The organism is Paenibacillus sp. SSG-1, assembly GCF_002224835.1.
Classification (GTDB): domain Bacteria; phylum Bacillota; class Bacilli; order Paenibacillales; family Paenibacillaceae; genus Paenibacillus_AQ; species Paenibacillus_AQ favisporus.
Map to the genome: position 1 here is coordinate 5,399,625 of NZ_MBRK01000001.1, position 26,397 is coordinate 5,426,021.

The following is a 26,397-nucleotide window of genomic DNA, read 5'->3' on the forward strand; positions in this document are numbered from 1 at the left end:
GCGGCATGGCGCGTCGCTCTGATGTTGGTGTCTACTCATTCCGAACTGGATGGTCCTTCTCTATGTCGTGCCCATTCATTCCAGACCCGAAGCTCCTTCTCTATGTCGTGCCCATTCATTCCGGATTCGAGGCTCCATCATTGGCTTGTGCGTTCTTCTCCTTATGATAATCCTCCCAGAGCGGGGCGATGTATTGTTCCAACGTGCTTACGATCTCATTTCTCCGGCCTTCTTCGATATTGACCGTGTCATTTAAAATATCGTTCCGAATCCGGATGAGCACAAATAGTGGAGGTAATGCCACCTCGCGCAGCGCCTGAATCATGTGTTCTTCTTGGGACGAAATATCCATCACGGCATCTTCCTTTTCTGTTTGGGATGAGCTCATTATAAACCGTGACATTAGTGTCAGGGTCAAGCAAAAATAAGCCGCATTCCAACGTTGCCGACCGTTTCAACCGCTGCTTCCGCGCCGGCTGGGCATCCGCCCGTTTCCGCTCCTATCCCTGTCTACCGGGCTAACGTCCATACATTATGTTTGCCCAGCACATACAGTATAGTAAATCATTCCAAAAAGGAAAGTGATATCATGCCTGAGCATTACTACCATAAGTCAAAGGCAAAGCCCAAAGCTGACCACCGCTCGCTGAACGAATTTGCCTCCCCATATCCACCGTCCCCGTATCCCGGCATTCAAGGCTATCCGGACTTTGGAGCACCCGGCGGATTACCCGGAGGCGCTCCCGGGTTTGCGCCTTATTACGGACCTGAAGGGTTGGCAGGTACGGCGGAGATCATCCCGCCAGTATCCGCAGCCGCCTCGGCTGCTCCCGCGGCCGCCGCAGCCGCAGCCGCCGCACCGGTCGCTGCCGCAGCCGAAACCGCCAAAACCGGCTTCTCCCTTGCCCAGCTCGGTGACCTCAAGGGACTGATCGACCGGGTGGGCGGCATCGATGGCATTGTGAACTCCGTCGGCAAATTCCAGAAGGTGATGACCGGTATGCAGCAGATTGCCCCGATGTTTAAACTGTTCGCGGGTCTCGGTAAAGGCAAAACCAACAGCAGCAATGATGGCGAATACAGACCACGCCGGAGAAAGAAGTCCAAGAAATCGTCTTCCAAGAAAAAATCGTCGTCGAAGAAGAGCTCGTCGAAAAAAACATCCAAGAAGAAGCGCAGCTGACGCCAAAAAATCCACTACCATTGCCGTTTAAGTGTCGAACGAAGCCTTCGTTGGTGCGATGAGCCGGTGCCATGAACCGGTGCCATATCGTACCTCATGCCCTATCGTACTCACCATTCACAATATCGATACCCTCATGTCGCCCATTTTACCGGAAGAATAACGATGATTCCCTCTTCGCCACTATATCATGCCCAAAGAACATACAAGCGCCAGGTCCCAGCGCAGAAGTCTCTCCACTTCCGTGCTTGGCCTGGCGCATTCCGTTCTACCACACGTTCTCTTGTCCTGCCGCCCGTTCTACATTATCCTGCTCTTGGCCGATTGCCCCCGTTCTACCTGCCACACTCTTGGCCTGACGCAATCCCAGATAGTCCTTCCTTCTATTTGAACCATCCGCGCTTCGTGAACCACAGCACCATGCCCGCCCCAAGCACGAACATGAGCAGCATAACAGCGGGGTAGCCGTACTTCCAGTTAAGCTCGGGCATATTGACGAAGTTCATGCCATAGATGCCGGCGATAAGCGTCAACGGCATGAAGATGACGGTAATGACCGTCAGCGTCTTCATGATCGCGTTTGCCCGGTTGGAGTTGAGCGAGATGTAGCTGTCGCGCAGGTCGGCGGTCATTTCGCGGTCGGCCTCGATCATGTCGGTCAGCTTGAGCAGATGGTCGTAAATATCGGCAAAATACACTTTGTGCTCGCTGTTGTTCTGGACATGCTGGGAGTTGACGACCCGGTACAGCAGATCGCGCATCGGCACAATCGTCCGCCGCAGCTTCAGCAGCCGGCCGCGCAGGTCGAACACCTGGTTCATCAGCTCCTCGACCGACTCTTTGCCGCCGCGGTTCTCCAGGTCGGCCAGCTCATCCTCGATTTTGTACAAACTCGGAAAATAGCGGTCCACCAAGTGGTCCATGATCGTATAGGCGCAGGATACCGGGCCGCGCGCCCAGATTTTGCGGTCATGGGCATGCTGGAGGATCTGCTCCCAGGCGTCGTCGACGACCGGCAGCTCTTTGAGATGAAAGGACACGAGCAGGTCGTGCCCGAGGAAAAGGTCCACCTCATCCACCCCGAGCGTATCGGGATCGAGCGCATGCAGAACGAAGAACTGCAGATCCTCGTACATATCCAGCTTCGGCCGCTGCAGCACATGCATGCAGTCCTCGACCGCCAGCGGGTGAAAATGAAAATACGTATGTAAAAGGGCGGATTCCTCTTCGGTCGGACCGTTAAAATCCACCCACATCCAGGCATAGTCCTCCATCCGGGCTTCTTCCAGCGAAATTCCCGTCAGCACCTCATGGGTATGGGTAATGGCAAGCGTGCGTATCATCGGCGTTCAGCGAAACTCCCCTCTAGCGGCTTATGTTCCGGCTCCGGCAGAAGCGGAGCACTTCTATATGTATGTTCTGATCTATCTTAGTATTGTACAGCATCCGTTCGAACGAAGTCACGCCGGCGATGTTTTTGCGCAACAAAAAAGCCAACCCTTTGACGATTGGCCCCCACTCTACTCCAAATGTGTACATCTATATATATGAGATTAACCAAGATTAGAAAAAGATTTTAAAGATAATGCCCGCCAGCACCGCTGAAATCGGAATGGTAATGAACCAGGTGATGACGATTCTTCCGGCCAGCGACCATTTTACTTCGGAAAAGCGCTTCGCGCTGCCCACGCCTAAGATCGCAGACGTAATTGCGTGCGTCGTACTGACTGGCAGGTGCAGGAGCGTTGCCGTGAAGATGACGGAAGCGGACGAGAAGTCTGCCGCAAAGCCGTTGATCGGCTCGATTTTGAAAATTTTCGTGCCCATCGTCTTGATGATTTTCCAGCCGCCGATGGACGTGCCGAGCGCCATGGAGGTCGCCGCAGCGATTTTAACCCAGAGCGGAACTTCGAGCGTCTCCAGCCGGCCCGATGTTACCAGCGCCAGGGTGATGATCCCCATCGCCTTCTGCGCATCGTTGGTGCCGTGCGTGAACGACTGCAGCGCCGCCGTAATGATCTGCATAAACCGGAAGCCTTTATTGACCGTATGCGGACTGCGTTTGGCAAAGATCCACTTCAGAATCGTCATGACGATATAGCCGATCACAAATGCGATTAGAGGGGATAACAGCAAGCCTTCCACAATTTCCGTAAAGCCGCTCCACTTGATATGGCTTGAGCCTGCTCCGACGTAAACCGCTCCGGCCAGCGCACCGATGAGTGCGTGTGACGAGGAGGACGGAATGCCGAGCCACCAGGTGACCAGGTTCCAAATGATCGCCGCCAGCAGCGTGGCTATGACGACTTCGAGCCCGTTATTCAGCGTCGAGGGGTCGGTGACACTGCCGCCGATTTTCTTCGCGACGCCCGTAAACATAATCGCGCCGACAAAGTTCATGACCGCCGCCAGAAGGATCGCCGTCCGCGGCTTCAGCGCCCGTGTCGATACGGACGTGGCAATCGCGTTCGCGGTATCGTGGAAACCGTTGATGAAGTCAAACGCCAGCGCCAGAATGATGACTATGGTAAGTACAAATAATGATGTCTCCATGTGTCTCCAAAACCCCTTACGAGTTGCTCATAATGATCGATTCCAGCATGTTGGCCACGTCTTCGCAAGCGTCGGTGGTCGTCTCAAGGCGTTCGTAAATTTCCTTGCGCTTGATCAGCTCGATCGGATCGGTCACTTTCGCAAACAGCTCTTTAATACAAATGCGAAGCAGCTCGTCGCCCTGGTTCTCCAGGTCGTTCAGGCGGATCGTATATTCACGCATGGCCAGCAGCTTCTTCTGGGACAGCAGGTGGATCGCTTTCTGAATTTCATAAGCCGACTGACGGAGAATTTCCGCGAATTGCACGATATACTCATCCGGATCCGGGAGATGGTACATGTCGAAACGGGAAGCGCAGGCCTCCAGCCCGTCCATCACATCATCCATGGTGGTTGTCAGGTCCATGATGTCGTCACGTTCGATGGGCGTAATGAATGTCTTGTTGAGTTCTGTAATAATCGTGTGCGTGTAATCGTCACATTGCGACTCGAATCTCTTCATTTCGTTGGCAAAAACAAGCACATCTTGCAGATTGTCCACATGCTGGGCGAAATAATCGGCAGCCTGCACAATCGTATCGGCCATATTCTCCAGGGTTTGGAAAAATATGTCCTTTTTCTTCAATCTCATACGATAACCCCTTTACATAAGTTTGCATAAACACCGCAAAAACATGAGAATGACAACCCTTGTTATCTTATCAATCCGTCCTACGGTTTGTAAAGATAAGCGGCTTTCAATTTTAATGCAATGTAAACTCGCTGCCGAATTTATATATTAAACTTACCCATTCCCTGCCAAAATATCCGGTGGAGTGACAATTCCCGCAAGGATTCGCCATCCTTTCCCTATTTTTCCGTCATTTGAGAAGCTGAAGATGGCTGTCGAAAGATGGCGCATTCGGCACGATGTTAAAATACGTGGTTCCCGGGTACAGCGGCACCTCTTGTCCGTCTTTTACAAAGCGGATGACATCCCCTTTGGCGCGCACCCACTTGCCCTCCAGCACCTTGCCCCGCTGCAGCAGCACGGCCTTCCCGCCGGAAGATACATCGATGTCCAGCCGGCCCACATCGTCCAGCACCTTCTGGTCGGCTCCCAGCACGATGACGTTCGCCGCGGTCAGCTGCTCGTTGTTGTTCAGGTCGATATGCGGCTTGCCGTTAATGAAGCGCTGATAGAGCTTGGTGGCGGTATCATATTTATAGGAAACTTTATAGCTCTGGAGCAAAAAGGTGACGTCGACGTCCGTAGCGTCCTCACCCTCAGGAACGCTGTCGTCCGCCGGATCGTGAAAAGGATACGACTTCAGCTCCACATGCTCCGCGTATCCGCGCTTGTCCGCTCCCTCGCGCAGCTTATCCGCGCTCGAATACAGATTGTGCGGCGCCTTGCGGCTCTTGTCGCGCCAGAAGTACGGACCGGCGTTGCTGATCTCGTCCAGGTCCTCCTTGTGCTGGCGCTGGATGATCGCGTAGGCGTCGTTGCTGCCCCCGGCATGCACCAGCACGCCGCCGTAGCTCTCGCCCAGATCGATCAGATACGGGCGGATGCTGCGGATCGGCCCGATCGTCTCCTCGGCGCCCCGGCTCTGGAAGATGCCGATCAGCCGCGTAATCCCGCCCTCAGCCAGCACTTCATAGACGATGTCGGCCTGGCTCAGGCCCGACTGCGGCCGTGCCGCCGGCGCGTTGTTGATCATCACCGCCAGCGGCCTCTTGTCTGCCGGCTGCTCCACCGGCAGCCCCGTCAGCGGCGCCGTATAGGCCGCCGGCTCCTGCTCCGCCGCTTCCGGCGGCGCGGTCTCCTCGGGCGCCGGCTCGTCCTGCGCCGGCTCCTGCTCCCCGGCGGCGGGCGGCTGCGGCGCCTCCGCCGCTTTCTCGGTGCAGGCGGCCAAAAGCGCGCCGCTCAGCGTCAGGCACAGCAGCGTGCCTGACAGCCTCCTCCAGCCTGTACTCCACGTATCGTTCATTCGCTTGGATTCATCCCTTCATCGTAAACTCCCGGTCATCCCCTGCTGTCTTTGTGCGGCTCGTCCACACATGCTTTCCTTCCATTTAATCACAAAAGGGCGGCATCTGTCTGTGTTTTCAGGCAGATTGGCGGGCCGACGGACTCGCATTAGCAGGCGTTTGATCCTGATTCCAAGCAGATTGACGGACCACATTGCAGCGGACTACAGGCATAACTTGAGAGACACGCGAGGGATTGTACTCCGAGACGGTTACACTGAAGGGTATTAATTCTTTCGACTACTAAAACATCCCGTTTTTCGTATAAATCCAGCTTAGCGTCCGAAGCTTAAACATAACTGAAATCTTTTTTCGTATTTTGTTGGATGTGTGATGTATATCATAGTTATTGTGAAATATTTCACTTATAATAAAGACATCAAAGATGATCATCTTCCAAAAGCAACATAACCTAAAGAAAATAAAGGAGTGGAACAAATCATGTTCAACCATTGGCTTAGAAATCACAAAGTAGCAAGCTGGCTGCTGACCGTCGTCCGGATCTACCTGGGGTACAGCTGGATCAAAGGCGGTATCGAGAAACTGACCGGAGGCTTCGATGCAGGCGGATTCCTGCAGGGGGCCATTGCCAAGAGCACCGGTGATCATCCGGCCGTTCAAGGCTGGTGGGCCGCCTTCCTGGAACACGCGGCCCTGCCGGGCGTCAAATTCTTCAACGTCCTGATCCCGCTCGGCGAAACGCTGGTCGGCTTGGGGCTGATCCTCGGCACCTTCACCACCTTCGCCGCCCTGATGGGTATGGTGATGAACGCGGCGTTCCTCTTCTCGGGCACCGTAAGCACCAACGCACAAATGCTGCTGCTTGAAATGTTCATCGTCGTCGCTGCCGCCAACGCCGGCCGGATCGGTCTGGACCGCTGGGTACTGCCTTACCTCCGCGGCTTGTTCCACCGGCATCATGACGGCATGGATCCCACGCCGGCACCCGCACCAGGCATGAATGGCAAGAGCAAGGGCGCCGCTTAACTTCAGGAGCAAGCGGACGGCCCGCAACCAGCACCGTCCACTCGGCTGAAGCGCGAATCCCGCGAAGGCCGGATGGATGGATGCGGACCGCCGCTTTCCCCATATATACTGTTTTTGAACGTTCCCCCGTTCAAACAAGAAACGAGCCGGCAAGGATGCCGGCTCGTTTATATTTTACAGGACTTTCGGCGCTCGCCGGTCCACTTCAATATGCAATCTTGCTGCCAGCCTTCCGATCGGTTCAAGACCCGCCGAACATCCAGCAGTTCAGGCTGAGGCTTCCATATTGGTACGTCTGGATCAGCCGTTTGGCCTTCGCCTCGTCGCTTGCTGCGCCCATCGCGTAAAACAGCGGGGCAAAATGCTCGGTCCCGTAGGATGGAACGGCTTCGCGCGCATGCGGTGCTTTTTTGTCGTAGTTAAACAGCTCTTTCAGGTTCCAGATCTCCAGATTCCGGGCAATCCATTCGTCGAATTCGACCGCCCAGACTTCCGGTTCATCCGTCTGACTGATCAGCCGCAAGTTATGGACGAGGCCGCCGCTGCCGATGATCAGGACGTTGTCCTGCCGCAGCTCCTTCAGCATCGCGCCAATGGCGTACTGCTCCTCAGGTGACCGCCGTGAATCCACGGACAGCTCGATGACCGGGATGTCCGCGTTCGGGTACATTTTGCTCAGGATGACCCAGGCGCCATGGTCCAAACCGCGTCCCAGAACGGGCTCGTAATGCAGGTTGCCTGCTTCGAACAGGCTGGCGATTCTTTGGGTGACGGCTGCCGACCCCTTAGCCGGGTAGCGGAGCTCGTACATCGCTTCAGGAAATCCGTAAAAGTCATGCATCGTATCGTGAGATTCGTCCACTGTCATCGATTGCTCAGGACTGTCCCAATGTGCCGAGAAGACGACGATGGCTTCCGGGGCAGGCAGCTCCCGTCCCAGTGACTCCAAAAACCGCGAGTACTCGTGATCCTCCAAAGCGAGCATGGGTGAACCGTGGGCTACAAATAGTGCTGGTAATGTCATCGATGTCAACCTCCACACGCCAGTATACGTTGCTGTTTCTATTGTACCGTGTATGCAGAGAGATTTCCAATTTCCGCCCGAACATACGGTCCGCCCGCCTGCCATGGATCGCCGCCCCGCCTCGTTATCCACGCCTACCCTGCCTGGTGTCTGCTTGGGATAACCGAACCTCGTAAAGTTCTAGATCATCCAATGCTGCCATTCCTGTTGAACGGCTTCCTGGTCGTTCAGCCACTCCTTCGTGCAGTGGATCACCTGTCTGCGGTGAGGTCCCGAGGAATACGTATGGTCCGCCTGGAAAATGATCTCCTTGTCGCAGCGCCCCTCGTTGCGCATCCAGAACACCTTTTGATACAGGAATGCATAGTCCACCGGGATGGTGTCGTCCGACGTTCCATGAATGATGAGCACGTCGCCGCCGAACTTCACCGCTTCCTGCAGCGGCTGATACTGGCCGAGCGAGTCGAAGAATCCCGGGGTGAAGTCATAACCCAGGTAATCCGAGTACCCGGATTTCACCGCGGTATCGTACACGTCTCTGCCGGTGATTTTCAAAATATCGCTGAGCGGATATCCGACCGACGACCACAGCACCAGGCTCTTGACGCGCCGGTCGCGGACAGCCGTCAGGATGGCCACCACGCCTCCCAGGCTGTGACCGATCAAGGTGACGCGCGTCGGATCGACATCCACGCAGCTCATGCCGTAATCGAGCACCGTCCGGGTCTGGGCGATCATCGACTCCAGCCCTTCCATCCCGTAGCTCCCGCTGCTCTCGCCGCATCCGGCATAGTCAAAGCGCAGCACCATGTATCCTTCCCGCGCCAGCTCGCGCGCGGTCTTCACGAACAGCCGGTCCACGCCGATCCGGCTCCCGACGAACCCGTGGCAGATGATCACCAGCGGGACGCGGTCCTTGCTCCGGCCTTCCTTGCCTTCCTGTTTCACCGGATAATGCAGGCTCGCCGCCAGCTCCTCCTGTTCGTGCCGGATCGTAATATTCCGCTCCATCCTAACTCCCCCGTCCCCATAAAATTTATATATTGATAATTCCGATAAGTTTAATGTGATATCGGAATTTATCTTATCACCGCGGGGTGGAGAGTGTCAATTGAAAAAGCGGCTTATGCCTCTATTCGTAACTGCGGCGGAACATCGAATGGGTTTCCTCCCGGCCTTCCCAATCGGTTAGCAGGCTGTTCTCCGGACTTACTTCCAGCACGTTCTGCGGATGCCAGCTGCCCTTAGACTCGGGCTCGTTAAGCCAGCCATAAGCTTCGATCGGCTCCTCGGCCATTTCGCTCGTGAATTCGCCCGCCGTCCGAGGCCCGATTCCGTTATCTTCGGCTGCCGGACCTACGCCCCGCATGCCGCTGCCGACATCGACCGGGCCAACGCCCCGAAGCTCGTGATCGCTGATGCGATTCGCTTGCCCTGCCTGCTGCCCGGATACAGACGGCTGCCCGCCTTCTTCTCCCTTTGTCTGCGCCTGTTCGGCCGCTGCTTCGGACCCGTTCAGTGACCCCAGCGCGGCCATTTCCACGATCCATCCTCTGCTCTTGCTGTCCCACACATATTTCTGCTTAAAGTTGTCGCTCACGACAAGGTCACCCCCTGGTCAGATTAAATTTTGGATGCATATTGACCTATTGTCACGCGCAGCCGTGCGGATTATTCGGGGGTCGTTAAATGTTCACAAAATTGAGGGAGAAGGGAGACTACTACTGGGCTGTGGAGCGTCGCTGTGGAGCGTTGCTATGGACCATCGCTGCGCCTCATATCCCCCTTGCCTGCATGGAAAACAGACGCGCGGCAGAAACTAGGTCTACTTATCATTTTTGCGAGAGGATGGATCATCCATGTGGGACCATGTCATGACGTTTGCCCAGGAAAAGCCGCTGTCGATCGTCCTGATCGTCTGCGTCATTATCGCCATTATTTATGTGGCGGTGCACTATGAAATGCTCTTTTTCAAGGAATAGAGGGGCGGTATCCCTTGAAGGCTGCCTTGCAAACGGCCGGGGCTGTTCCTATACTTGTGGTATATGGAGGAGCGTACAGAATGACGATCAAGCAAATGATTCAAGAGAATAACAGGCTGCGTGAACGCATGACCCCGGCGAACCGGGATTACGTGGAGGATGTCATCATCGCGGTGCGGAGCACCCGGGCCGACCGGCAGCAGGCCGAGAAGAAGCTGCTCGAAGTGGCTTCGGACGTGCTGAAGGCCCAGGAAGCCGGCCGCACGGCATCCCAGCTGTATGGCGAAGATCCGGCGGCCTGTGCCCGCAGCATCGCGGATGCGCTGCCGAAGCGTAAAGCCATCGAGGGAGCCGCCTATTACATCATGATTCCTTGGGCGGCGTTCACATTTCTGTTTTTGGTCGAGGCGGTGTTCGGACTGGTCGCCGAATGGAGCGGCTATGCAGGGGAACCGATCAATCGGATCAGCCTGCTGGCGCTGATCGTGTTGGCCGCAGGCTCGATTCTGCTGACCGAGCTCGTCACCAAGACCCTGAATAAACCGGGCAGCGATGAGGGCTCCAGCAAGCCCAAGATCGATTTAAAGGCGATCGGGGTGTATTTGATCATCCTGATCATCGTCATGATCATCGGGTTCTCAATGCGGACCATGCTGCCGGTCTTCACTGTCAACCCATGGGTAAGCCTGGTGATCGGATTGGTTGGGCTGGCCGGGCTACGTTTTATCTTTCTAAGAAGAGGCTGATTCGGCAAACGAGGTTGGCTGGACAAAGCGCCTTGGCCCCATATTTGCGGATAGCCCGAACATAGTGAAAATCCCCTTTAAGCAGGCATGTGCTGAATGGCAGCGCTGCGCTTGCTCGAAGGGGATTTTTCGTTTTTGGCTATATACGGCAGCCTCTAAGATCCACTCATATCCATCCGATAATCATTCCGGCTAACGCACCTGCAAGAACGACAACCCAAGGCGGGAGCTTCCAGAAGACAAGCAGAATAAATAACAATAGAGCCAAGGCAAAATCAACCGGTGCCGTAACAGCCGTCGTCCAGATCGGAACATAGAATGCCGCTAACAAGATGCCGACCACGGCAGCGTTAATCCCAATGAGCGCACCTTGCACCCTGGGGCTGTTTCGGAGGCCGTTCCAGAACGGCAGCGCTCCGGCAACCAGCAAAAAAGCAGGCAGGAAAATCGCCACTGTCGCTACAATGGCACCTGTGATTCCGCTGGCCATCGCCCCGAGGTACCCTGCAAAAGTAAACAGCGGTCCGGGAACGGCCTGCGCCGCCCCATAGCCGGCAAGGAAGTCTTCCGGATTCACCCACCCCGTCGGCACCACCTCGCGCTCCAGCAAAGGCAGTACGACATGTCCGCCGCCAAACACCAATGACCCCGAGCGGTAGAAGCTGTCGAACAGGGCCAGCCATTGGATGTCAAACGTTCGTCTCAAGAGCGGCAGCGCAGCGAGCAGGCCGAAAAACAGAACAAGGCAGCCGATCGCGAAAGGTTTGCCTACCGGCATCCGCAGACTTTGGCTGCCAGGATCCGGACCCTTCTTGTACAGCCACAGCCCGAGTATACCCGCGGCGGCAATGATGAGCACTTGAGTATAGGCTGTCGGCCATAGTAACACAAGCGCGGCAGCGCCGACCGCGATCGTCATGCGGGACCGGTCGGGGGTCAATTTTTGGCCCATGCCCAGCACAGCCTGGGCTACAATCGCAACAGCCACGATTTTAAGCCCATGAATCCAGCCTGCATTTGCGATATCGAAGCCTTGAAGCAATAAGGCGAACAGAACCAACACGATCACGGAAGGCAGCGTAAAGCCTAACCAGGCCATCACACCGCCCCACAGGCCCGCCCGGAGGATGCCAATCCCGATTCCGACCTGGCTGCTTGCCGGACCCGGCAAGAACTGGCAGAGGGCCACAAGATCCGCATAGGCTTTTTCGTCCATCCACTTCCTGCGCCGGACGTATTCGTCATGGAAGTAACCCAGGTGGGCAATCGGACCGCCAAAGGAGGTCAGGCCTAATTTGGTGGAGACGCGAAGCACCTCCCAGAGTGAGCCTGATTTTGCATTAGTAGCTTCTAAGGTTTGTTGTGGTTCAGGGTTCACGCCAATCGCTCCCTAACGTTATTTATACGGTGCTTGCTGCCGGCAAATCAAATCCATCATAAACGTTATATGTTGTATGTAGATTAATGGAATATCAAAAAATTCAAAACAAGTGAGTAAAAATACGAATCCCTGATATTTAGTTCTACGGAATACTGTGAAATTCCCCTGTCACCAAAATCAATCGCTAAAAGTTTACAAGTCGGAAACAAGTTGAGATCAAAGCGAAACAACCTTCGGGTAATATGTTCATATACCAAACAGGAGGTTGAACACACCTATGAAAAAAACAGTTACCGCGGCCACAGCCGCTGCCCTTATGATTGCCCTTACCATGCAAACCGGAGCCGGAGCGGTTCATGCCGCCACCGCGCAGCCTGCCGCTACCAAATCGGCAGTTTCTGCCGACGTCTCGGCCAAAACGAAGCACGCCAACGCCATTTACAACCACATGATGGAGCTGCTGAAGAAACCGGCGAAGCAGGCGGAAGCACTGGCCTACATGGAGAAAAACATGTATCAAGTAACGCCGTATCAAGCGATGCTGATGGCTCTCAAGATGGAGAATGCCGAAAACGCCAACCTGGAAGCATGGAACCAGAAATTTTACAAAGACAATGTACAGCGCAGCCTCATGAAGCTGATGAAGCAAGGCGACGACCTGACTTCCCTGATCAATAAGACGAGCGACAAAAACCTGAAAACCCTCTTCAAAGGCGCCCGCGACAGCGGCTATCGTCTCGAAACGGCTGAAGGCATGTTCTACCTGGTGCTGGACTACCCGCGTTTCCAGAAGGTTCGCCCTTACGTAACCAAAGATATCAAGAGCTATATCGATATCATGACGGCGGAGACGAAAAACCGCTTTGCCAACGACGCGGCGCTGTCGATCAGCTGGCAGGAAGTTATCAAGCGTGCCCAGACCCAGGAAGCATTCGTAAAGTCGTATCCGAAATCCAACCGTGTGACCCAGGTCAAAGCGCTGTACCAACTGTACCTGGCCATCAGCATGAACGGCCTCAACAACACGCCGATGTTCGACTATGACAGCAAGAAAATCGATCCGAAGGCCAAAGCCGCGCTGGAAGCTGCCGTCAGCAAAGGAAACCCGGCCACGAGCGGCTACCTGAAACGCATCAAGGGATTCCTTGACGTCGTGAACAAAAACAAAGACACCCTGACGCCGGAAGTCCGGAACTACATCAATTCCGCGCTGAAATAATGCCGCTCGTTCATCAGACGAAACTTTTATCGGCTGAATCATCAACCGGATAAAAAATCGTCTATCGACGTACATTCTCCGAAACTGATCCTTTGTCATAATTAAAAATAGAAAAGGGAGACCGCTGCGATGGTTGCAGGGTCTCCCTTTTTGTAGTTTGGGCGGGGCGGATGCGGATTGCTCCCACGTTGGCACGGTGCACCAAGGGGCGAGCATATCAGCATCCGTTGCCGGCGATCCGGCCGCTCTATTAAATCAGCATGTTATACAGGCTGGAATCCTTGTTCAGCTCCGTATATTTGAGACCTTTCCGGTTCATGCGCTCGATGAGCGGCTCATAATCCTCGCGGCTGTTCAGCTCGATGCCGACGAGCGCCGGTCCGTTCTCTTTGTTGTGCTTTTTCGTATACTCAAAGTTGGTGATGTCGTCTCCCGGCCCGAGCACGTCCTCCAGAAATTCGCGGAGCGCGCCGGAGCGCTGCGGGAAATTGATCATAAAGTAATGCTTGATGCCTTCGTACATGAGCGAGCGCTCCTTGATCTCCTGCATCCGGTCGATGTCGTTGTTGCCGCCGCTGATGATGCAGACGACCGTCTTGCCGCGGATTTCATCCCGGTACAGGTCCAGCGCCGCGACCGGCAGCGAGCCTGCGGGCTCAACGACGATTGCATTTTCGTTGTACAGCTCCAGGATGGCCGTGCAGGCTTTGCCTTCCGGCACTTTGACGACGTCGTCCAGCAGGCGGGAGCAGATGTCGTACGGGGTGTCGCCCACCCTTTTCACGGCTGCTCCGTCGACGAACTTGTCGATCTCATCCAAGGTGACAACGCCCTGCTGAGCCAGCGCCTCGCTCATCGATGCTGCGCCTTCCGGCTCGACGCCGATCACTTTGGTCGCGGGACTGACCGTCTTGATGTACGTCGCCACGCCTGCCGCCAGTCCGCCGCCGCCGATGGTGACAAACACATGGTCTGCTGCCGAATCCAGGCTTTCCATCACTTCCATCGCAATCGTGCCGTTCCCTGCAATGATCTTAGGCTCGTCAAACGGATGGATAAACGTCATGCCCTCGCGGTCGCAGGCCTTGATCGCCTCTGCGTAGGCGTCGTCGAACGTGTCTCCGGTCAGAATGACTTCCACGTTGCTGCCGCCAAAGCGCTTGACCTGCTTCACCTTCTGGTTCGGGGTCGTGCTCGGCATGTAGATTTTCCCGTGAATATTCAGCGCATGGCAGGAAAAGGCCACACCCTGCGCATGGTTGCCTGCACTCGCGCACACGATCCCCTTCGCCATCTCCTCCGGCGACAGGCTGCGGATCATATTGTAGGCCCCGCGGATCTTGAAGGAACGCACGACCTGCAGATCCTCCCTTTTCAAAAACACGCTGCATTCGTATCTCGCCGACAGGACCGGGTCCCGCTGCAGCGGCGTCCGTACGATAACCTCCCGCAGCACGTGGTGTGCCCGGACGATATCTTCCATACTGACGGTGCGGGGCTTGTCTGCCGCGCTTTCTCTTTCAGCGTTCACGACAGTGACTCCTTCGGCGCCAGCTGAAGGCTGGACCTGCGTTTCCTTACCGGTATCTTTCATCTCTTGTTCTCTCCTCACTCCGCTAACCCTCTTTTTAAACGGACGTTTTTATATTACTCAGTAACTTAACGCTTTTGCGGCTTTTTTTCAAGAGGCTCTCTTCCGGCAGGCGCCTATTTTTGAAGATTATAGAATTTATAAAATTCAGCGAAGCTGAATCATTCTATAATCGCAAGAAAAACTTCAGCTAACCGCGGTCTGTCTTCTTTGAAAGTACGTCGATAGACGTTTTTCTTATGGCGTTTTTCGCGGTGGGAAGGCCATCAGCTACTGTTTTCCGGAAAGCCAATCGGTGAGCATGTCGACATCGGAGGCCGAGGCATGCCGCAGCGAAACTTTGTCTCCGGATTTACCGGATGCTACCGCCACTTTCAGCGTGGCCAGCTCTTTTCCCGCCTGGAATGGAGTCTGCGAGGTTATGTGCCACTGTACCTTGGAGATCGGGATCAGCACGGTTTTCTCGGAAAAGCTCCCATAGCGGATGTGAAGCTGGTTCTCCTCCCGGCTCCAGGCCGCCCTCCGGTATTCCAATGATGACGCTGCCCAGGCAAAGAGGGGGAGAACCCATGCAAGCCACCGCCACACGCCGGGCGCGAGCAACCAGGCGGCTGCCGCCAGAATGATACAGATGAGAACAGGCAGCACGGTGTAAGAACGGTAAGATTTACGGCTGACCGGGTTCCAGGTCTGCGGCAGGCGGAAGCCGGGCAGAAACGCTGCCATCCGCAGAGGAAGCTCGTCATAACGGACAAGCGGAAACAAATCGACGGCCTTTTTCTCCTCATCCGAGCTGCCTGCGATGACCATTCGAACCGAAGCCCGGCGAAGCAGCTTGTGCAGCGGGTTCTGGGTGATGCGGATCGCCTGAATCCGGTGCGGCTTGATGACGGTTCTTTTTCTTTCCAAAATGCCCCGCTCGATGGTTAACGTACGGCCCTCGGCCTCAACCCGAAAGCCGTACTCCAGTAAGAAGGCGCCTGCAAACGCGAGCAGCCAGGAAAGGATCGCAAGGATGAAGATGAGTCCCGGGATTCCGAAGACCATCAGCCGCGGGGACAGCTGATCCCATACCGGCGTATCCCTCACCCATTCATCCCACAGCTTCAAGCCTCCCCCTACGATCACCATCCAGAGGATCGAGAATTTGCCGCTCGTTGTGCTTAGAATCAGCGTTTGGCCCAGTGACAGCCGCATGCTGTTCAGGGGAGTAGCGTTCGGCTGTTCAGCGTGAACGAGGGAATCGCCGGACGGTTCGGACGCCGCTTTCTCCGGGTTTGCCATGCCGATCTCTCGCTGAATCCGGGCGGCTTCCGCGGCAGAAATCGAACTGAGCACGGCCTCCGGCTCATCTTCACCCCCGGACGTCTCCATTTCCAGGCGAACGAGCCCGAACATTCGATCATACAGGCTGACTGTGATATTCAGAGACTGAATGCGTTCCTTGGTGATCCATAGTTTTCGGCGGACCCACAGCCCGTGTTCCATATAAAGGACGCCGTCCTCCACCCGGTACACAAAACGGCGCCAGCGCAGCCAAGCGAACACGATCAGCATGACCGCAGCCGCCGCAATCACGCAAGCGGTCAGCACGATGCGGTCGATCTCTTTTCCAAATACGCGATGGATCAGAAAAATACAGAATGGAATTAAAGGCAGCAAGCCCGCCAATTCCTTCCCGGAATGAATCAGAAAGTACAGAATGGATACGGGATGCAGCCGCCGGTTGGACGGCAAGGGTCCTGGATTAGAGTTCACCGTTCGTCCCTCCTGCCCAATCCGAAATCTGCTTGCGAATATTCTCAGCTTCCTGCTCTGACAATGCAGGAATGCGATGGCTGCCGGCTGCGGTGGAGAACGTGACGGTGGACAGTCCATAAATCTTCTGGATCGGCCCTTGCTTGGAATCCACATGCTGAATACGCACCATCGGGATTAACGTTTTCCTGCGCACCCAGACGCCGTGATTTAGCTCTACGTTCTTTTCCGTAATCTCATATCGCCAGAACCGGTACAGCAAACCGGGCAGCACCGCCAGCTCAAGCACGATAAACAGCAGAACGGCGGCCGCACTCCATCCCGCAATCCAGACGGGCCAGCTGTAAGCCATTGTCAGCCATAGAAGCGCGATAATCAGCACGACACTGATCGCGCTGGCGATCCACCCTTCCATTCTTCGCGCTTTTACCGCCCTCGGATCGATCCGTTTCATGACTGCTCTCCTCCTTCCGCAGACGAATCCACTGGATGAGAGGGACGGTGGACGGCCGATAGAAACAGGTCGGCAAGTTCCGCCGCGTATCCCGAAAGGTCCAGGCCGGGATTGACGAGCAGCTGGCTTGCGACGCCATCAATGGCGCTGCGGATGGCCGCTGCAGTCACACGAGCGGAGCGTTCGGTAAACGGCTTGAACTCCCCGGCCTCCTGCCCCCATCGCAATATTTCGATAAGTGGCTCCAGGATCAAGTCATCGGCGGCTCCTCCGAACCGAAGCTTTCCGTCCGCCGTGCGCGCATTCGTGACAACTTCCGTTAAAGCTACGATATAGTCACGGTGCCCGCCCATAAATTCCAGGTTCGATTCGATATAGGTCTTCAACATATCGCTAGGTGTCGTTTGTCCCTCGACTCGTGGAGACATGAAGCGTGCTCCGGCATCAAAGACCTCATGGACGATTTGCTCCATTAACTCATCCTTGCTGGCGAAGTGGTAGGTGAACACGCCTTTGCTTACACTGGCACGCTTGACGATTTGTCCCACCGAGGCCTGGGCGTAACCAAGCTCGGCAATCGTATGGATTGCGACCTCCATGATTTGCTGCCTTCTCTTCGATTGTTCCATTGACTCCCCCGCCCCCTATTTGGAGTTCACCTGCTTCGTAGATTCTAACAAATCGTACGACTGTACTAATTAGTTTAGTACGGGTGTACTAAGCTGTCAATATCCAAACGGTTGAGGCAGTATGGAACCGCCAGAAAATTGGTGACTGGGGCAACGGAGGGCCTATACAGCTTGAAGACCTCACTATCATGATGCATGAAATGTTTGTATTTGCTTTGATGAGTAAGCATAAAAAAAGCCCACCTTAAATGGGCCTTTTCTAAGTCTTTTATTCTCAGTTTAAACGTTACGTTAGCTCAGATGATGCGAATGAACATTTCGTTTGGTGAAGTACTAACCTTCGGGATTTTCCTGGTAGCGTTACTCACTTACATCGATAAACGAAAATAACCCACTCTTAAGGTCGGCACCTAAGTGGGTTATTTTCAAGGTCAAGCTTGATCCTGGAGGGAAATCCCACTCAAGATGTTTGTGCTAGGGAGTAGCCTGGGCCGGCTGCTCCTTATTTATTGTTATCTTAGCATACGGCAAGATATACCACAAGCTATGCAAATTGAAAAATATGACTTATTCTTGCACCTGCCGGATCAGACGGTCCCGGAGCTCATCCGCCAGCTTGATCGACGGAGTATCATGGATAACTGTCCCAGGCCGATTCCCCTCGCCCAGGATATAGCCCCCAAACTTTGTTCCGAAAAAGCCGAAAATATGCTGAAACTGCTGGATCAGCGGCAGTCCTTTCAGCTGTGGATCGTCGCCGCCGACCGCAATCACATAAGCGGTTTTGGACTTCATCGATTCCCGGAAATGCGGACGCTGATCGTCCCTGAGCGTTTGGGACCAGCGATCGATAAAGTTTTTCATATGGCCCGACATGCCGTACCAATACACCGGCGTGGCAAAAATCACAGTATCCGCGGCCAGCACGCGGTCAATCAGCGCGTTGTAATCGTCGCCCACATCCTGAAACCCCTGCTCGGTATGTCGAAGATCCTCAATCGGTTGAACGGTATACTCTTTCAGCACAATCCGGTCCACGCCGGCAAATCCCCGGACGACCCGCTCGGTCAGAAGCTCCGTATTCCCGTCTGGACGCGTACCCCCATAAATGACAGTGATGCTCATCGTATTTTCACTCCTTGACGTTTAAAATGGAGCTGCCCGCATTCAGGTCTGCTCACTCCACCATTTTTTTGACCGTAATCTTAACATGGCCACGATCCCATAATACAACGGAATCAGCTCGATAAATATCCACACCAGCACCGTAATAAAGGAGAAATAATGCTTCTGGTAGGCAGACAAGTGGTAGGCGTAATAAAACGCAATCCCCGCCGAAACGAGCGTCAGCGAAGGGACGATGATTCCCTCTCCTCTACCTTTCGTAAAATAGGACATGCACTTGGTCCCGGCATATATCAAAAAGGAGCAATGGATCAGCATCGAAGCCGTCCATACCCCGATCATAAATGGGGCGGAGTTTTCCAACAGGCCATCGTCTATTTTACCTCGGATAATTTCGAGGAATGGATATTGGATCTGCTTGGCATAATGCGGACTGAAATTAAGCAGCGTAAACATCCAGCCTGACAACAAGACGAAGGAATTTCCAACCGATGCAACCGCCAGCTTGGCGAACGTCCCTTTGCCGAATGTAAATTCCGGAGCAAGAAACAGAAAGACCACCCACTCGCTCACGACCGAAAACGTAGCCATTGTGTTGCTGAAAAAAGTAGGCAGGTCAAAATAATGAAAAAAAGCCGGAAGCATCTGCACACTGGCGTTTTCAGCATAAAAATAGGTGATCAGCAGCGTGGTTGCAAAGATCAGCAAAAAAAGGCCCTCCGACATGTAGACAAGCGTTCTTGCCCCCAACCGGACGACGTAGAGGATCACGAGGCTGATAATGAGCTGGATGAACCAGGGCGGGGTTCCTTTCAAGTAATTGGTCCCGAAAAACAAGACGAAGCTTTGGATATCGTAGGAGGCGTAGTACACCGTCCATACGAGCAGCATAATAACGAAGGCTCCATGTATCCCTTTACCCATGATTCGGTTCCCGAAGGTGACCCAGGAGGAAGCGGGCTGAAGCTTGCTGATATAAACCACATAGAACAAAATGATGAAGCCCAAGAGGGAACCGAACACGATGCCCGCAATTCCTTGATAGCTTGACGTGGATACCAGCTCTGGAATAAGGAAGATGGACGCCTGGGAGTTAAAATAGACAAAGGCAAATCGGGCCAACCTCCAGTTGTTGTTTGAAGTCATTTCGCCTCGCTCCCCTTCTCAATATTCTTTCCCGTAATCGTCCAGGCTCAGCTTGGTAACTACGCGTACCTCGGCATCCTTCTTATAGTGTTCCGGCCATTTGCCTTTCACCTGCTGCCAGTACTGCGGGGCGTTCCACTCCAGAAGAAACCCGAGCTGAAGCACATCAGCTCCGATTTGTTGAGAGTAGGCAATGCTCTTCCGGAAGTCTTCGGAGACGGTTTCTCTCATTTGATTCATGATGGTCCCGCTGACGTCCTTCACGAAGCGGTGAGAAGCGTCCTTTTTGGCTATGATGCTGGCCCTGCCTTTGAGATGAACCGTGAAAACCGGGCCGTTTGGGGTCATTTTGACCGAAGTTTTGCCGTTCGTATAAGTGAATTTAAGATCTGCTTTGCTCTTGCCGTGATCCCATTGAACGGAATAAATCGGAAATTTGAGATGCCCATAGGCCCATGCGATGGTTTTGGCTTCTTCATAGGGGAGCGTGCCTTTCAATCGGCCTTGCTGAAACAAAGCTGCCCCCTTAATTCCCGTCCACGTTTCGCTTTTATGAGCATCGGCGGCGGAATGGATCTTGTCGTTCTGCAATAAGGTAGCGGCGTATCCCAAGCCGGCAGCGTCCGCGACGAGACAGTCCTTGATGGTCGTATTCAGCATATAACCTTGGGTGGCGAAGCTTAGCAGCACCGTGGTGGGCAGCTGTTCAAAAATCGGCGTCAGGTGTGCGGCATCATCCAGCTTACCGGAAGCAACTAACAAGTATGCCCCGATCGGGACATCGGGTTCCCTCTTGATCCATTCCAGAAGATCGCCGATGCCCTGCTCGCCGTATTGCTCGCTGATCATCACGACTTTGATTTCGGACAGGCTGAGCTGGCGCGACAAATCTTTGTGGATATATTCCAGCGCCTTGCCGATGCTCGTGGATTGCTTGGTGATCAAGGAGTAGGGCTTATCCTTGCCGCCTCCCCCGCCGCTTAACTGGTCCGAATCCAGGCGGTTGGTCAGAGGCGTGCTGATCGAGACCTTCACCGTTCCGGGTTCCTCACCGACATCGATAAACACCCCGTTTACGAAAATACGCTGATCCAGCTCGACTTTGGACCAGCATCCAGTGATGCTGCACAATATGATGACCATCAGCCCAACTTTCAGAAGTGTCGTTTTCATAGGAATCGATTATCTCCTCCGATGCCGGATTCTCGAAAAGGCGCTGCTGCGTTTGTTCATCAGAGGTGATGACAGCCGCAACAGCGTATCTTTCCAATCGGACAGGACGAGCGGTGCGACCGGCTGCAAATATGGGGCCCCGAAGGACCTTAAGTGCACCAAATGCGCGTACAGAACAAAAGTACCTGCGAATATGCCGATCAGCCCCATCGAACCGCCCAAAATGAGAAACGGGAAACGGAGCATCCGAAAGATAAGCCCCAGCTCCAGATGGGGAATGATATAAGAGGCCACCCCTGTGATCGAAACGACGATGACCATGGGAGCGGAGACGATGCCTGCCTGAACGGCGGCTTGGCCGATGACGATCCCCCCGATGATCGAGACCGTCTGGCCGACAGGCTTCGGAATTCTCATGCCCGCCTCCCGCAGCGCTTCAAAGGTCAGCTCCATCAGCAGCGCTTCCGTTAATGCCGAGAACGGGATGCGTTCACGGGCGGATGCGATCGTAATCAGCAGATGAGCCGGAAGGACTTGAGGGTGGAACGTCGTAATCGCTACGTATAATGAAGGCAATAAGATCGACAGCAGTGAAAAAGCGAATCGGACCGTGCGAATCCAGCTGGCTGCAAAGGGACTCTGAAAATAATCCTCCGAGGCCTGCAATAACGAAAACAAGGTGACCGGAGCGATCACAGCATTAGGTGCCCCATCCATCAAAATGCAGACGCGCCCCTCGAGCAAAGAGGCTGCAACGGCATCAGGCCGCTCCGTATATTGAAATATCGGAAACGGCGTGGAGCTTTCCTTGAAATGCTCCACTACATAACCAATACCGAAAATCCCATCGATGGATAGGCTTTGCAGCTTGCTGTCGATTTCGGCTAACACTTCGTTTTTGGGCAGGCCCTCGATATAAACCACATAAACCAACGTGTTGGTATAGTCGCCGATTGTATATTCCTTCATCTTCAGCTTCGGATGCCGGATCTTATGGCGCAGCAGGGACAGGTTGCTCTGAATATCCTCGATAAAAGCCTCTTGCGGACCCGTAACGACCAATTCGTTTTGCGATTCCGCAATCGATCTTTTCTGGTACTGTACGGTGTCAAAATAGTAAAAATCGTCCGTTTGATCCACATGCAGGACGGCCTTCCCTTGTACGACCAGGACGGATGCCTCTTCTGGGCCGGAAATGGAATGATAGACGATCGGAAACGCGTTTCCTTGCTGCAGGTTACGGCGAAAAGCATCCCAACTCCCCGTCCGGCTTTCGGCCAGCAAAAAACGGGCGATGTTCTTTTGAAGCATCGCTTGGTCTACAATGGAAGGTATATAAAATAACGTACAAGTTCTACCGTCAATGAGAAATGGCTGGCAAACCAGATCCGGGGAATCCTTCAGCTGCTGTTTGAGGATATCCAGTGCGGTTCCCTTCATAGTTTCCACCTCTTGTGTACGATGATCGGTTCTCATATCATGCCGGAAATGAAGTCAAATTATTCCTTAATGATGACAATCAAGCTGTCACCAATACATTGCTATAATCAAAAGTACCAGCCGAAGACATTGCACACACTTTAATCCAAGAAGGAGGATGTAACACGATGAAGCCAAGTATATCCGTTTTGACCCTGGGGGTAGACGACTTGGAAAGGGCGCTGGCCTTTTACCGGGATGGCTTGGGGCTTCCTACGGAAGGCATTATTGGAACAGAGTTTGAGCACGGCGCGGTCGCGTTCTTTGACCTTCAGGCCGGGGTGAAGCTGGCCGTCTGGAAAAGGGACGACCTCGTCCACGACGCCAACATCGAGCGCTCGGCCCCCAGCAGTGCGGAGTTTACAATCGGCCACAACGTTACCAGCAAGGAAGAGGTCGATCAAGTGATGGAACAGGCGCGTCAGGCGGGAGCTACCATCACCTCCCCTGCGCACGATACGTTCTGGGGAGGGTACTCCGGTTATTTTCAGGATCCTGACGGACACCTGTGGGAAATCGTCTGGAATCCCGCTTGGGAGTTTCCGGCGGAGTAAAGAGAACGAAATTCCAACGCAACAAAAAAAGGCTGCCGGGATGAGTCCCAAGCAGCCTTTTCCTTATGTTCGATCAAATCATTATGCTTTGCTGTTAAAATGACGCTCAAACCAGGCGGTCGCCGCATCAATCTCCAGCTTGCTCAGCTGGTGTCCGTAATCTGCCCAATGCAGCTCGGAATCCGCACCGGCGTCTGACAGCAGCGAATGAAGCTCCTCGGTTTCGCTGATGGAGCAGATTGGGTCATTCGTCCCTGCCCCGATAAATACCGGAACGCCGGTTAGATCAGGCAGCTCCTTCCCGCGCAGCGGAACCATCGGATGCAGCAGAACCGCGCCCTGCAGGGAGTCGCTGTAATGGAACAGCAGGCTCGCGGCAATGTTGGCGCCGTTGGAGAAGCCGACAGCCACCATCCGGTTCCGGTCGATGGAATACTGCGCGGCCGCCTCATCCAAAAAGGCCTTCAGCTCATGCGTCCGCGCAATCAAATCTTCCTCATCGAACACCCCTTCGGCCAGTCTCCGGAAGAAACGCGGCATGCCATGCTCCAGAACGTTTCCCCGCACGCCAAGCACGGATGCCCCTGGTGCTATCATGTCTGCGATCGGGAGCAAATCCCGCTCATTCCCACCCGTTCCGTGAAGAAGAACCAATACGGGTGCCTCCGGCCGACTTCCTTGAACAAAAATATGCTTCATACTCATCATTGTACGCCTCCCAACGCACGGACCTGAATGTCCGGCAAAAGTTGTTCTATCACTTCACGCTGCGGCTCATACCACTCGGGCAGCATGAGATGTGTCCCCATTTCCGCTTCCGGCTCATCCCGTGCAAACCCTGGCGGATCTGTGGCGATCTCAAACAAAATCCCGCCTGGCTCGCGGAAATACACCGCATTAAAATACTGACGGTCGACGATCTGCGTCGGACGAAGACCGGCTTCCTCCACCAGACTTCTCCACGTCTCATGCTCGGCAAAATCCTTGGCACGCCAGGCGATATGATGCACCGTACCGGCACCGGCGGTCCCCCGCTCTTCCTGACCGATATTCACGTCGATGATGTTGCCGATATCGCCGGTGCTGCGGTAACGGACCTGGCCTTGGTCTTCGCCGATTTTGGCCAGTCCGAGGATTTCTTCCAGAACCAGCATCGTCTGCTTAGGGTTATTGCTTCCCAAAACGGCGCCGCCAAATCCCTTAATGGCATGGTCCACTGGAACGCCGCTGAAGGACCAGCGGCTTGGCGCCCCCTCGGCCCGCTCCACCAATTCAATCTGCAGACCGGAAGGATCTTTGAATTGAATGTACGTTTCTCCGAATCTTTCCGTCGTGCCGTACGCCAAGTCCAAAGAGCTCAGACGCTGCATCCAGAAATCCAGGCTTCCCGGAGGAACGGCATACACCGTCGTTTTCACCTGTCCGCCGCCAACGGTACCTGTTCGGCTATTGTCCCTCGGAAAAAACGTAATAATCGTCCCCGGACTGCCGTGCTCGTTGCCAAAGTACAGATGGTACACGTTTGGTGCATCGAAGTTGATCGTCTTTTTCACCAGTCGAAGCCCGAGCACCCCTGCGTAAAAATCAACGTTGTCCTGGGCGTTGTTCACGAATGCGGTAATGTGGTGGATCCCTGTCGTCTGCAGCATGGTTTGAAACCTCCTCTGTGCTCTCTGAATTTTAAACCTCTCATTGCGTTTACGACTTGCCAAACCTGATCTGAATTTATTTTAATATTAAGATTTATAAATATATAATATATGATTTCAAGACTTTTGGCAAGGGGGTATACGAAGAGTGATTTGCTGAACAACAAAAGGCGCCCCTTCGGTCGTGTGCCGACCTCGGAACGCCTTCTATCTCAGACCCGGCAAAATGTACCGGGCAACATCCATAGGGACATCCCTATGGATGCATTTCTAGCGAAACATTTTTATTTCCCGCTCTTCACCAACGCCTTGGCGGCGATGTCCGTGCGGTTCTGCTTGCCCTCGAAGGTAATCTTCTCGGCCTGCGCGTATGCCTTCGCGCGGGCTTCGGCGATGTCGGCACCCAGGCCGACGACGCCCAGCACGCGGCCGCCGCTGGTAACGAACTCGCCCTGCTCGTTCTTTGCGGTTCCCGCATGGAACACGAGGGCGTCTGCCGCGTTGACTTGATCCAGCCCCTGGATCGGCAGCCCCTTCGGATACGAAGCGGGATAGCCGCCCGATGCGAGCACGACGCACACGGCAGCCTCATCGCTCCATTCGATGTCGATATCGGCCAGTGTACCGTTCACGACCGCGATGAAAATGTCGAGCAGATCCGTCTTCAGCCGCGGCAGCACGACCTGGGTCTCCGGGTCGCCGAAGCGGGCGTTGAACTCGATCGTGGTCGGCGTACCGTCCGGCTGGATCATCAGCCCGGCGAAGAGCACGCCGCGGAACGGCCGGCCTTCGGCGACCATCGCTTTGGCGGTCGGCTTGATGATATTTTCGACAGCGGCTTCAATAATCGCCGGATCCACATGCGGCAGCGGCGAATAGGTGCCCATACCACCCGTGTTCGGACCCTTGTCCCCGTCAAACACCGGCTTATGGTCCTGCGCAGCCGCCATCGGCCGCACCGTCTCGCCGTCGACAAAGGACAAAATCGACATTTCCTGCCCCTGCAGGAACTGCTCGATGACGACCTGAGTGCCGGATTCGCCGAATACTTTGGCGACCATGATGTCGTGGAGCGCTTTTTCCGCTTCCTCCATCGTAAACGCCACGGTGACGCCTTTTCCTGCAGCAAGTCCGTCCGCCTTAATGACGATCGGTGCTTGTTGCGACTGCAAATAAGCGGATGCTTCTTCGTAATTGTCGAATTTGCGGTAAGCCGCCGTAGGAATGTTGTATTTATGCAGCAGGTCTTTCATAAACGTTTTGCTGCCCTCGATTTCAGCCGCCTTGCGGTTAGGCCCGAATACCGGAATATTTTCCGCCTCAAAAGCATCCACGATGCCGTCTGCCAGCGGATCGTCCGGTCCGACGACGACCAATCCCACTTCTTTCGTCAAAGCAAAGTCCGTCAGCTTGTCGAATTCATTGACCTGAATCGGCACGCATTCGGCGATCTGCCCGATCCCCGCATTTCCCGGGGCGCAGTAGATCCGTCCCGCCTTCGGGCTCTTATGCAGCGCCCATACGATGGCATGCTCGCGGCCCCCGCCGCCAATCACCAAAATATCCATGTCCGCCTCCCGTTTCTTCATTCATGCACGTTAATTTTCATAAGAACTTAAACATCCCGTCGTAATACCGCCGCCAAGATTACGGTGTCGACACCGTTTATAGCAGACAGCCGCGTTCAGCGGAGATTTTGATGACGGGAAGCAGCAGCTGGAGGGGACTTTTCCGACAACAGCCCAACTGTA

The 26,397-nt window shown here is 54.5% G+C and carries 26 protein-coding genes; 6 read left to right on the forward strand and 20 right to left on the reverse strand.

All coding sequences use genetic code 11. The features are described 5' to 3' along the window. Positions 1–115: 115 nt before the first annotated feature. Complete coding sequence (locus BCV73_RS24855) at positions 116–352, reverse strand: hypothetical protein (protein WP_089548959.1); 237 nt, start codon at positions 350–352, stop codon at positions 116–118. A gap of 237 nt (positions 353–589) precedes the next feature. On the opposite strand from BCV73_RS24855, the gene BCV73_RS24860 reads away from it, so the two are divergent. Beyond that, entirely contained in the window at positions 590–1,183 is a 594-nt protein-coding gene (locus tag BCV73_RS24860; RefSeq protein WP_089548960.1) for a hypothetical protein, read from the forward strand. 383 nt (positions 1,184–1,566) lie between these two features. Here BCV73_RS24860 and corA read toward each other — a convergent pair whose 3' ends face one another. The 4 genes from corA to BCV73_RS24880 all read right to left on the reverse strand — a co-directional run bounded on the left by corA (position 1,567) and on the right by BCV73_RS24880 (position 5,709). Next, entirely contained in the window at positions 1,567–2,526 is a 960-nt protein-coding gene (corA, locus tag BCV73_RS24865) for a magnesium/cobalt transporter CorA (protein WP_089548961.1), read from the reverse strand. 220 nt (positions 2,527–2,746) lie between these two features. Beyond that, positions 2,747–3,736 (reverse strand): inorganic phosphate transporter, encoded by a 990-nt coding sequence (locus tag BCV73_RS24870; RefSeq protein WP_076176784.1) that lies wholly within the window; start codon positions 3,734–3,736, stop codon positions 2,747–2,749. Positions 3,737–3,752: 16 nt separating this feature from the next. Next, positions 3,753–4,367, reverse strand: coding sequence for a DUF47 domain-containing protein (locus BCV73_RS24875; RefSeq protein WP_076176785.1), 615 nt, complete (start codon positions 4,365–4,367; stop codon positions 3,753–3,755). Between the two features lie 229 nt (positions 4,368–4,596). Continuing rightward, positions 4,597–5,709 carry a DUF3048 domain-containing protein gene (locus BCV73_RS24880; RefSeq protein WP_089548962.1) on the reverse strand — a complete coding sequence of 371 codons (1,113 nt, stop codon included), beginning with the start codon at positions 5,707–5,709 and terminating at the stop codon, positions 4,597–4,599. 481 nt (positions 5,710–6,190) lie between these two features. Between BCV73_RS24880 and BCV73_RS24885 the strand changes: the two genes are divergently transcribed. Then, positions 6,191–6,736 carry a DoxX family protein gene (locus BCV73_RS24885; RefSeq protein ID WP_076176787.1) on the forward strand — a complete coding sequence of 182 codons (546 nt, stop codon included), beginning with the start codon at positions 6,191–6,193 and terminating at the stop codon, positions 6,734–6,736. Between the two features lie 241 nt (positions 6,737–6,977). Here the strand turns inward: BCV73_RS24885 and BCV73_RS24890 are convergent, their stop codons facing one another. The 3 genes from BCV73_RS24890 to BCV73_RS24900 all read right to left on the reverse strand — a co-directional run bounded on the left by BCV73_RS24890 (position 6,978) and on the right by BCV73_RS24900 (position 9,360). Continuing rightward, complete coding sequence (locus BCV73_RS24890; RefSeq protein ID WP_089548963.1) at positions 6,978–7,760, reverse strand: DODA-type extradiol aromatic ring-opening family dioxygenase; 783 nt, start codon at positions 7,758–7,760, stop codon at positions 6,978–6,980. Between the two features lie 180 nt (positions 7,761–7,940). Continuing rightward, the gene (locus tag BCV73_RS24895; RefSeq protein WP_076176789.1) at positions 7,941–8,771 is read right to left on the reverse strand and encodes an alpha/beta hydrolase; all 831 of its coding nucleotides are present in this window, start codon (positions 8,769–8,771) and stop codon (positions 7,941–7,943) included. A 121-nt stretch (positions 8,772–8,892) separates the two neighbouring features. After that, on the reverse strand, positions 8,893–9,360 hold the full coding sequence (locus BCV73_RS24900) for a hypothetical protein (protein WP_089548964.1): 468 nt from the start codon (positions 9,358–9,360) through the stop codon (positions 8,893–8,895). A 259-nt stretch (positions 9,361–9,619) separates the two neighbouring features. On the opposite strand from BCV73_RS24900, the gene BCV73_RS35940 reads away from it, so the two are divergent. Both BCV73_RS35940 and BCV73_RS24905 read left to right on the forward strand, forming a co-directional pair. Next, positions 9,620–9,742, forward strand: a complete 123-nt coding sequence (locus BCV73_RS35940; RefSeq protein WP_256992987.1) for a hypothetical protein — start codon at positions 9,620–9,622, stop codon at positions 9,740–9,742. A gap of 80 nt (positions 9,743–9,822) precedes the next feature. Then, positions 9,823–10,488 carry a DUF1129 family protein gene (locus BCV73_RS24905; protein ID WP_076176791.1) on the forward strand — a complete coding sequence of 222 codons (666 nt, stop codon included), beginning with the start codon at positions 9,823–9,825 and terminating at the stop codon, positions 10,486–10,488. 166 nt (positions 10,489–10,654) lie between these two features. Here the strand turns inward: BCV73_RS24905 and BCV73_RS24910 are convergent, their stop codons facing one another. Beyond that, entirely contained in the window at positions 10,655–11,866 is a 1,212-nt protein-coding gene (locus BCV73_RS24910; RefSeq protein WP_089548965.1) for a chromate transporter, read from the reverse strand. Positions 11,867–12,146: 280 nt separating this feature from the next. Between BCV73_RS24910 and BCV73_RS24915 the strand changes: the two genes are divergently transcribed. Then, positions 12,147–13,088 carry a hypothetical protein gene (locus BCV73_RS24915; protein WP_089548966.1) on the forward strand — a complete coding sequence of 314 codons (942 nt, stop codon included), beginning with the start codon at positions 12,147–12,149 and terminating at the stop codon, positions 13,086–13,088. A 250-nt stretch (positions 13,089–13,338) separates the two neighbouring features. Here BCV73_RS24915 and ilvA read toward each other — a convergent pair whose 3' ends face one another. The 8 genes from ilvA to BCV73_RS24955 all read right to left on the reverse strand — a co-directional run bounded on the left by ilvA (position 13,339) and on the right by BCV73_RS24955 (position 22,404). After that, positions 13,339–14,571 (reverse strand): threonine ammonia-lyase IlvA, encoded by a 1,233-nt coding sequence (gene ilvA / locus BCV73_RS24920; protein ID WP_076176828.1) that lies wholly within the window; start codon positions 14,569–14,571, stop codon positions 13,339–13,341. A 378-nt stretch (positions 14,572–14,949) separates the two neighbouring features. Further along, positions 14,950–16,437: a PH domain-containing protein gene (locus BCV73_RS24925; RefSeq protein WP_179232060.1), complete on the reverse strand. Its 1,488-nt coding sequence runs from the start codon at positions 16,435–16,437 to the stop codon at positions 14,950–14,952. Continuing rightward, on the reverse strand, positions 16,427–16,891 hold the full coding sequence (locus BCV73_RS24930; RefSeq protein WP_089548969.1) for a PH domain-containing protein: 465 nt from the start codon (positions 16,889–16,891) through the stop codon (positions 16,427–16,429). Before BCV73_RS24930 ends, BCV73_RS24925 begins: the two co-directional genes overlap by 11 nt. After that, positions 16,888–17,520, reverse strand: coding sequence for a TetR/AcrR family transcriptional regulator (locus BCV73_RS24935; protein WP_089548970.1), 633 nt, complete (start codon positions 17,518–17,520; stop codon positions 16,888–16,890). The genes BCV73_RS24930 and BCV73_RS24935 overlap by 4 nt, the downstream gene beginning before the upstream one ends. 567 nt (positions 17,521–18,087) lie before the next feature. Next, on the reverse strand, positions 18,088–18,645 hold the full coding sequence (locus BCV73_RS24940) for a flavodoxin family protein (RefSeq protein WP_076176797.1): 558 nt from the start codon (positions 18,643–18,645) through the stop codon (positions 18,088–18,090). 42 nt (positions 18,646–18,687) lie between these two features. Then, entirely contained in the window at positions 18,688–19,791 is a 1,104-nt protein-coding gene (locus tag BCV73_RS24945) for a GerAB/ArcD/ProY family transporter (protein ID WP_089548971.1), read from the reverse strand. Positions 19,792–19,809: 18 nt separating this feature from the next. Then, the gene (locus tag BCV73_RS24950; protein ID WP_089548972.1) at positions 19,810–20,964 is read right to left on the reverse strand and encodes a Ger(x)C family spore germination protein; all 1,155 of its coding nucleotides are present in this window, start codon (positions 20,962–20,964) and stop codon (positions 19,810–19,812) included. 9 nt (positions 20,965–20,973) lie between these two features. Beyond that, positions 20,974–22,404: a spore germination protein gene (locus tag BCV73_RS24955; RefSeq protein ID WP_076176800.1), complete on the reverse strand. Its 1,431-nt coding sequence runs from the start codon at positions 22,402–22,404 to the stop codon at positions 20,974–20,976. Between the two features lie 167 nt (positions 22,405–22,571). Here BCV73_RS24955 and BCV73_RS24960 point away from each other — a divergent pair, with 167 nt between their 5' ends. Next, the gene (locus BCV73_RS24960; protein ID WP_089548973.1) at positions 22,572–22,997 is read left to right on the forward strand and encodes a VOC family protein; all 426 of its coding nucleotides are present in this window, start codon (positions 22,572–22,574) and stop codon (positions 22,995–22,997) included. A gap of 81 nt (positions 22,998–23,078) precedes the next feature. Here the strand turns inward: BCV73_RS24960 and BCV73_RS24965 are convergent, their stop codons facing one another. The 3 genes from BCV73_RS24965 to purD form a co-directional block, all read right to left on the reverse strand. Continuing rightward, entirely contained in the window at positions 23,079–23,702 is a 624-nt protein-coding gene (locus BCV73_RS24965) for an alpha/beta hydrolase (RefSeq protein ID WP_089548974.1), read from the reverse strand. Continuing rightward, complete coding sequence (locus BCV73_RS24970; RefSeq protein ID WP_089548975.1) at positions 23,702–24,646, reverse strand: ring-cleaving dioxygenase; 945 nt, start codon at positions 24,644–24,646, stop codon at positions 23,702–23,704. The genes BCV73_RS24965 and BCV73_RS24970 overlap by 1 nt, the downstream gene beginning before the upstream one ends. 284 nt (positions 24,647–24,930) lie before the next feature. Next, entirely contained in the window at positions 24,931–26,214 is a 1,284-nt protein-coding gene (gene purD, locus BCV73_RS24975) for a phosphoribosylamine--glycine ligase (RefSeq protein ID WP_089548976.1), read from the reverse strand. Between the last annotated feature and the right edge of the window lie 183 nt (positions 26,215–26,397).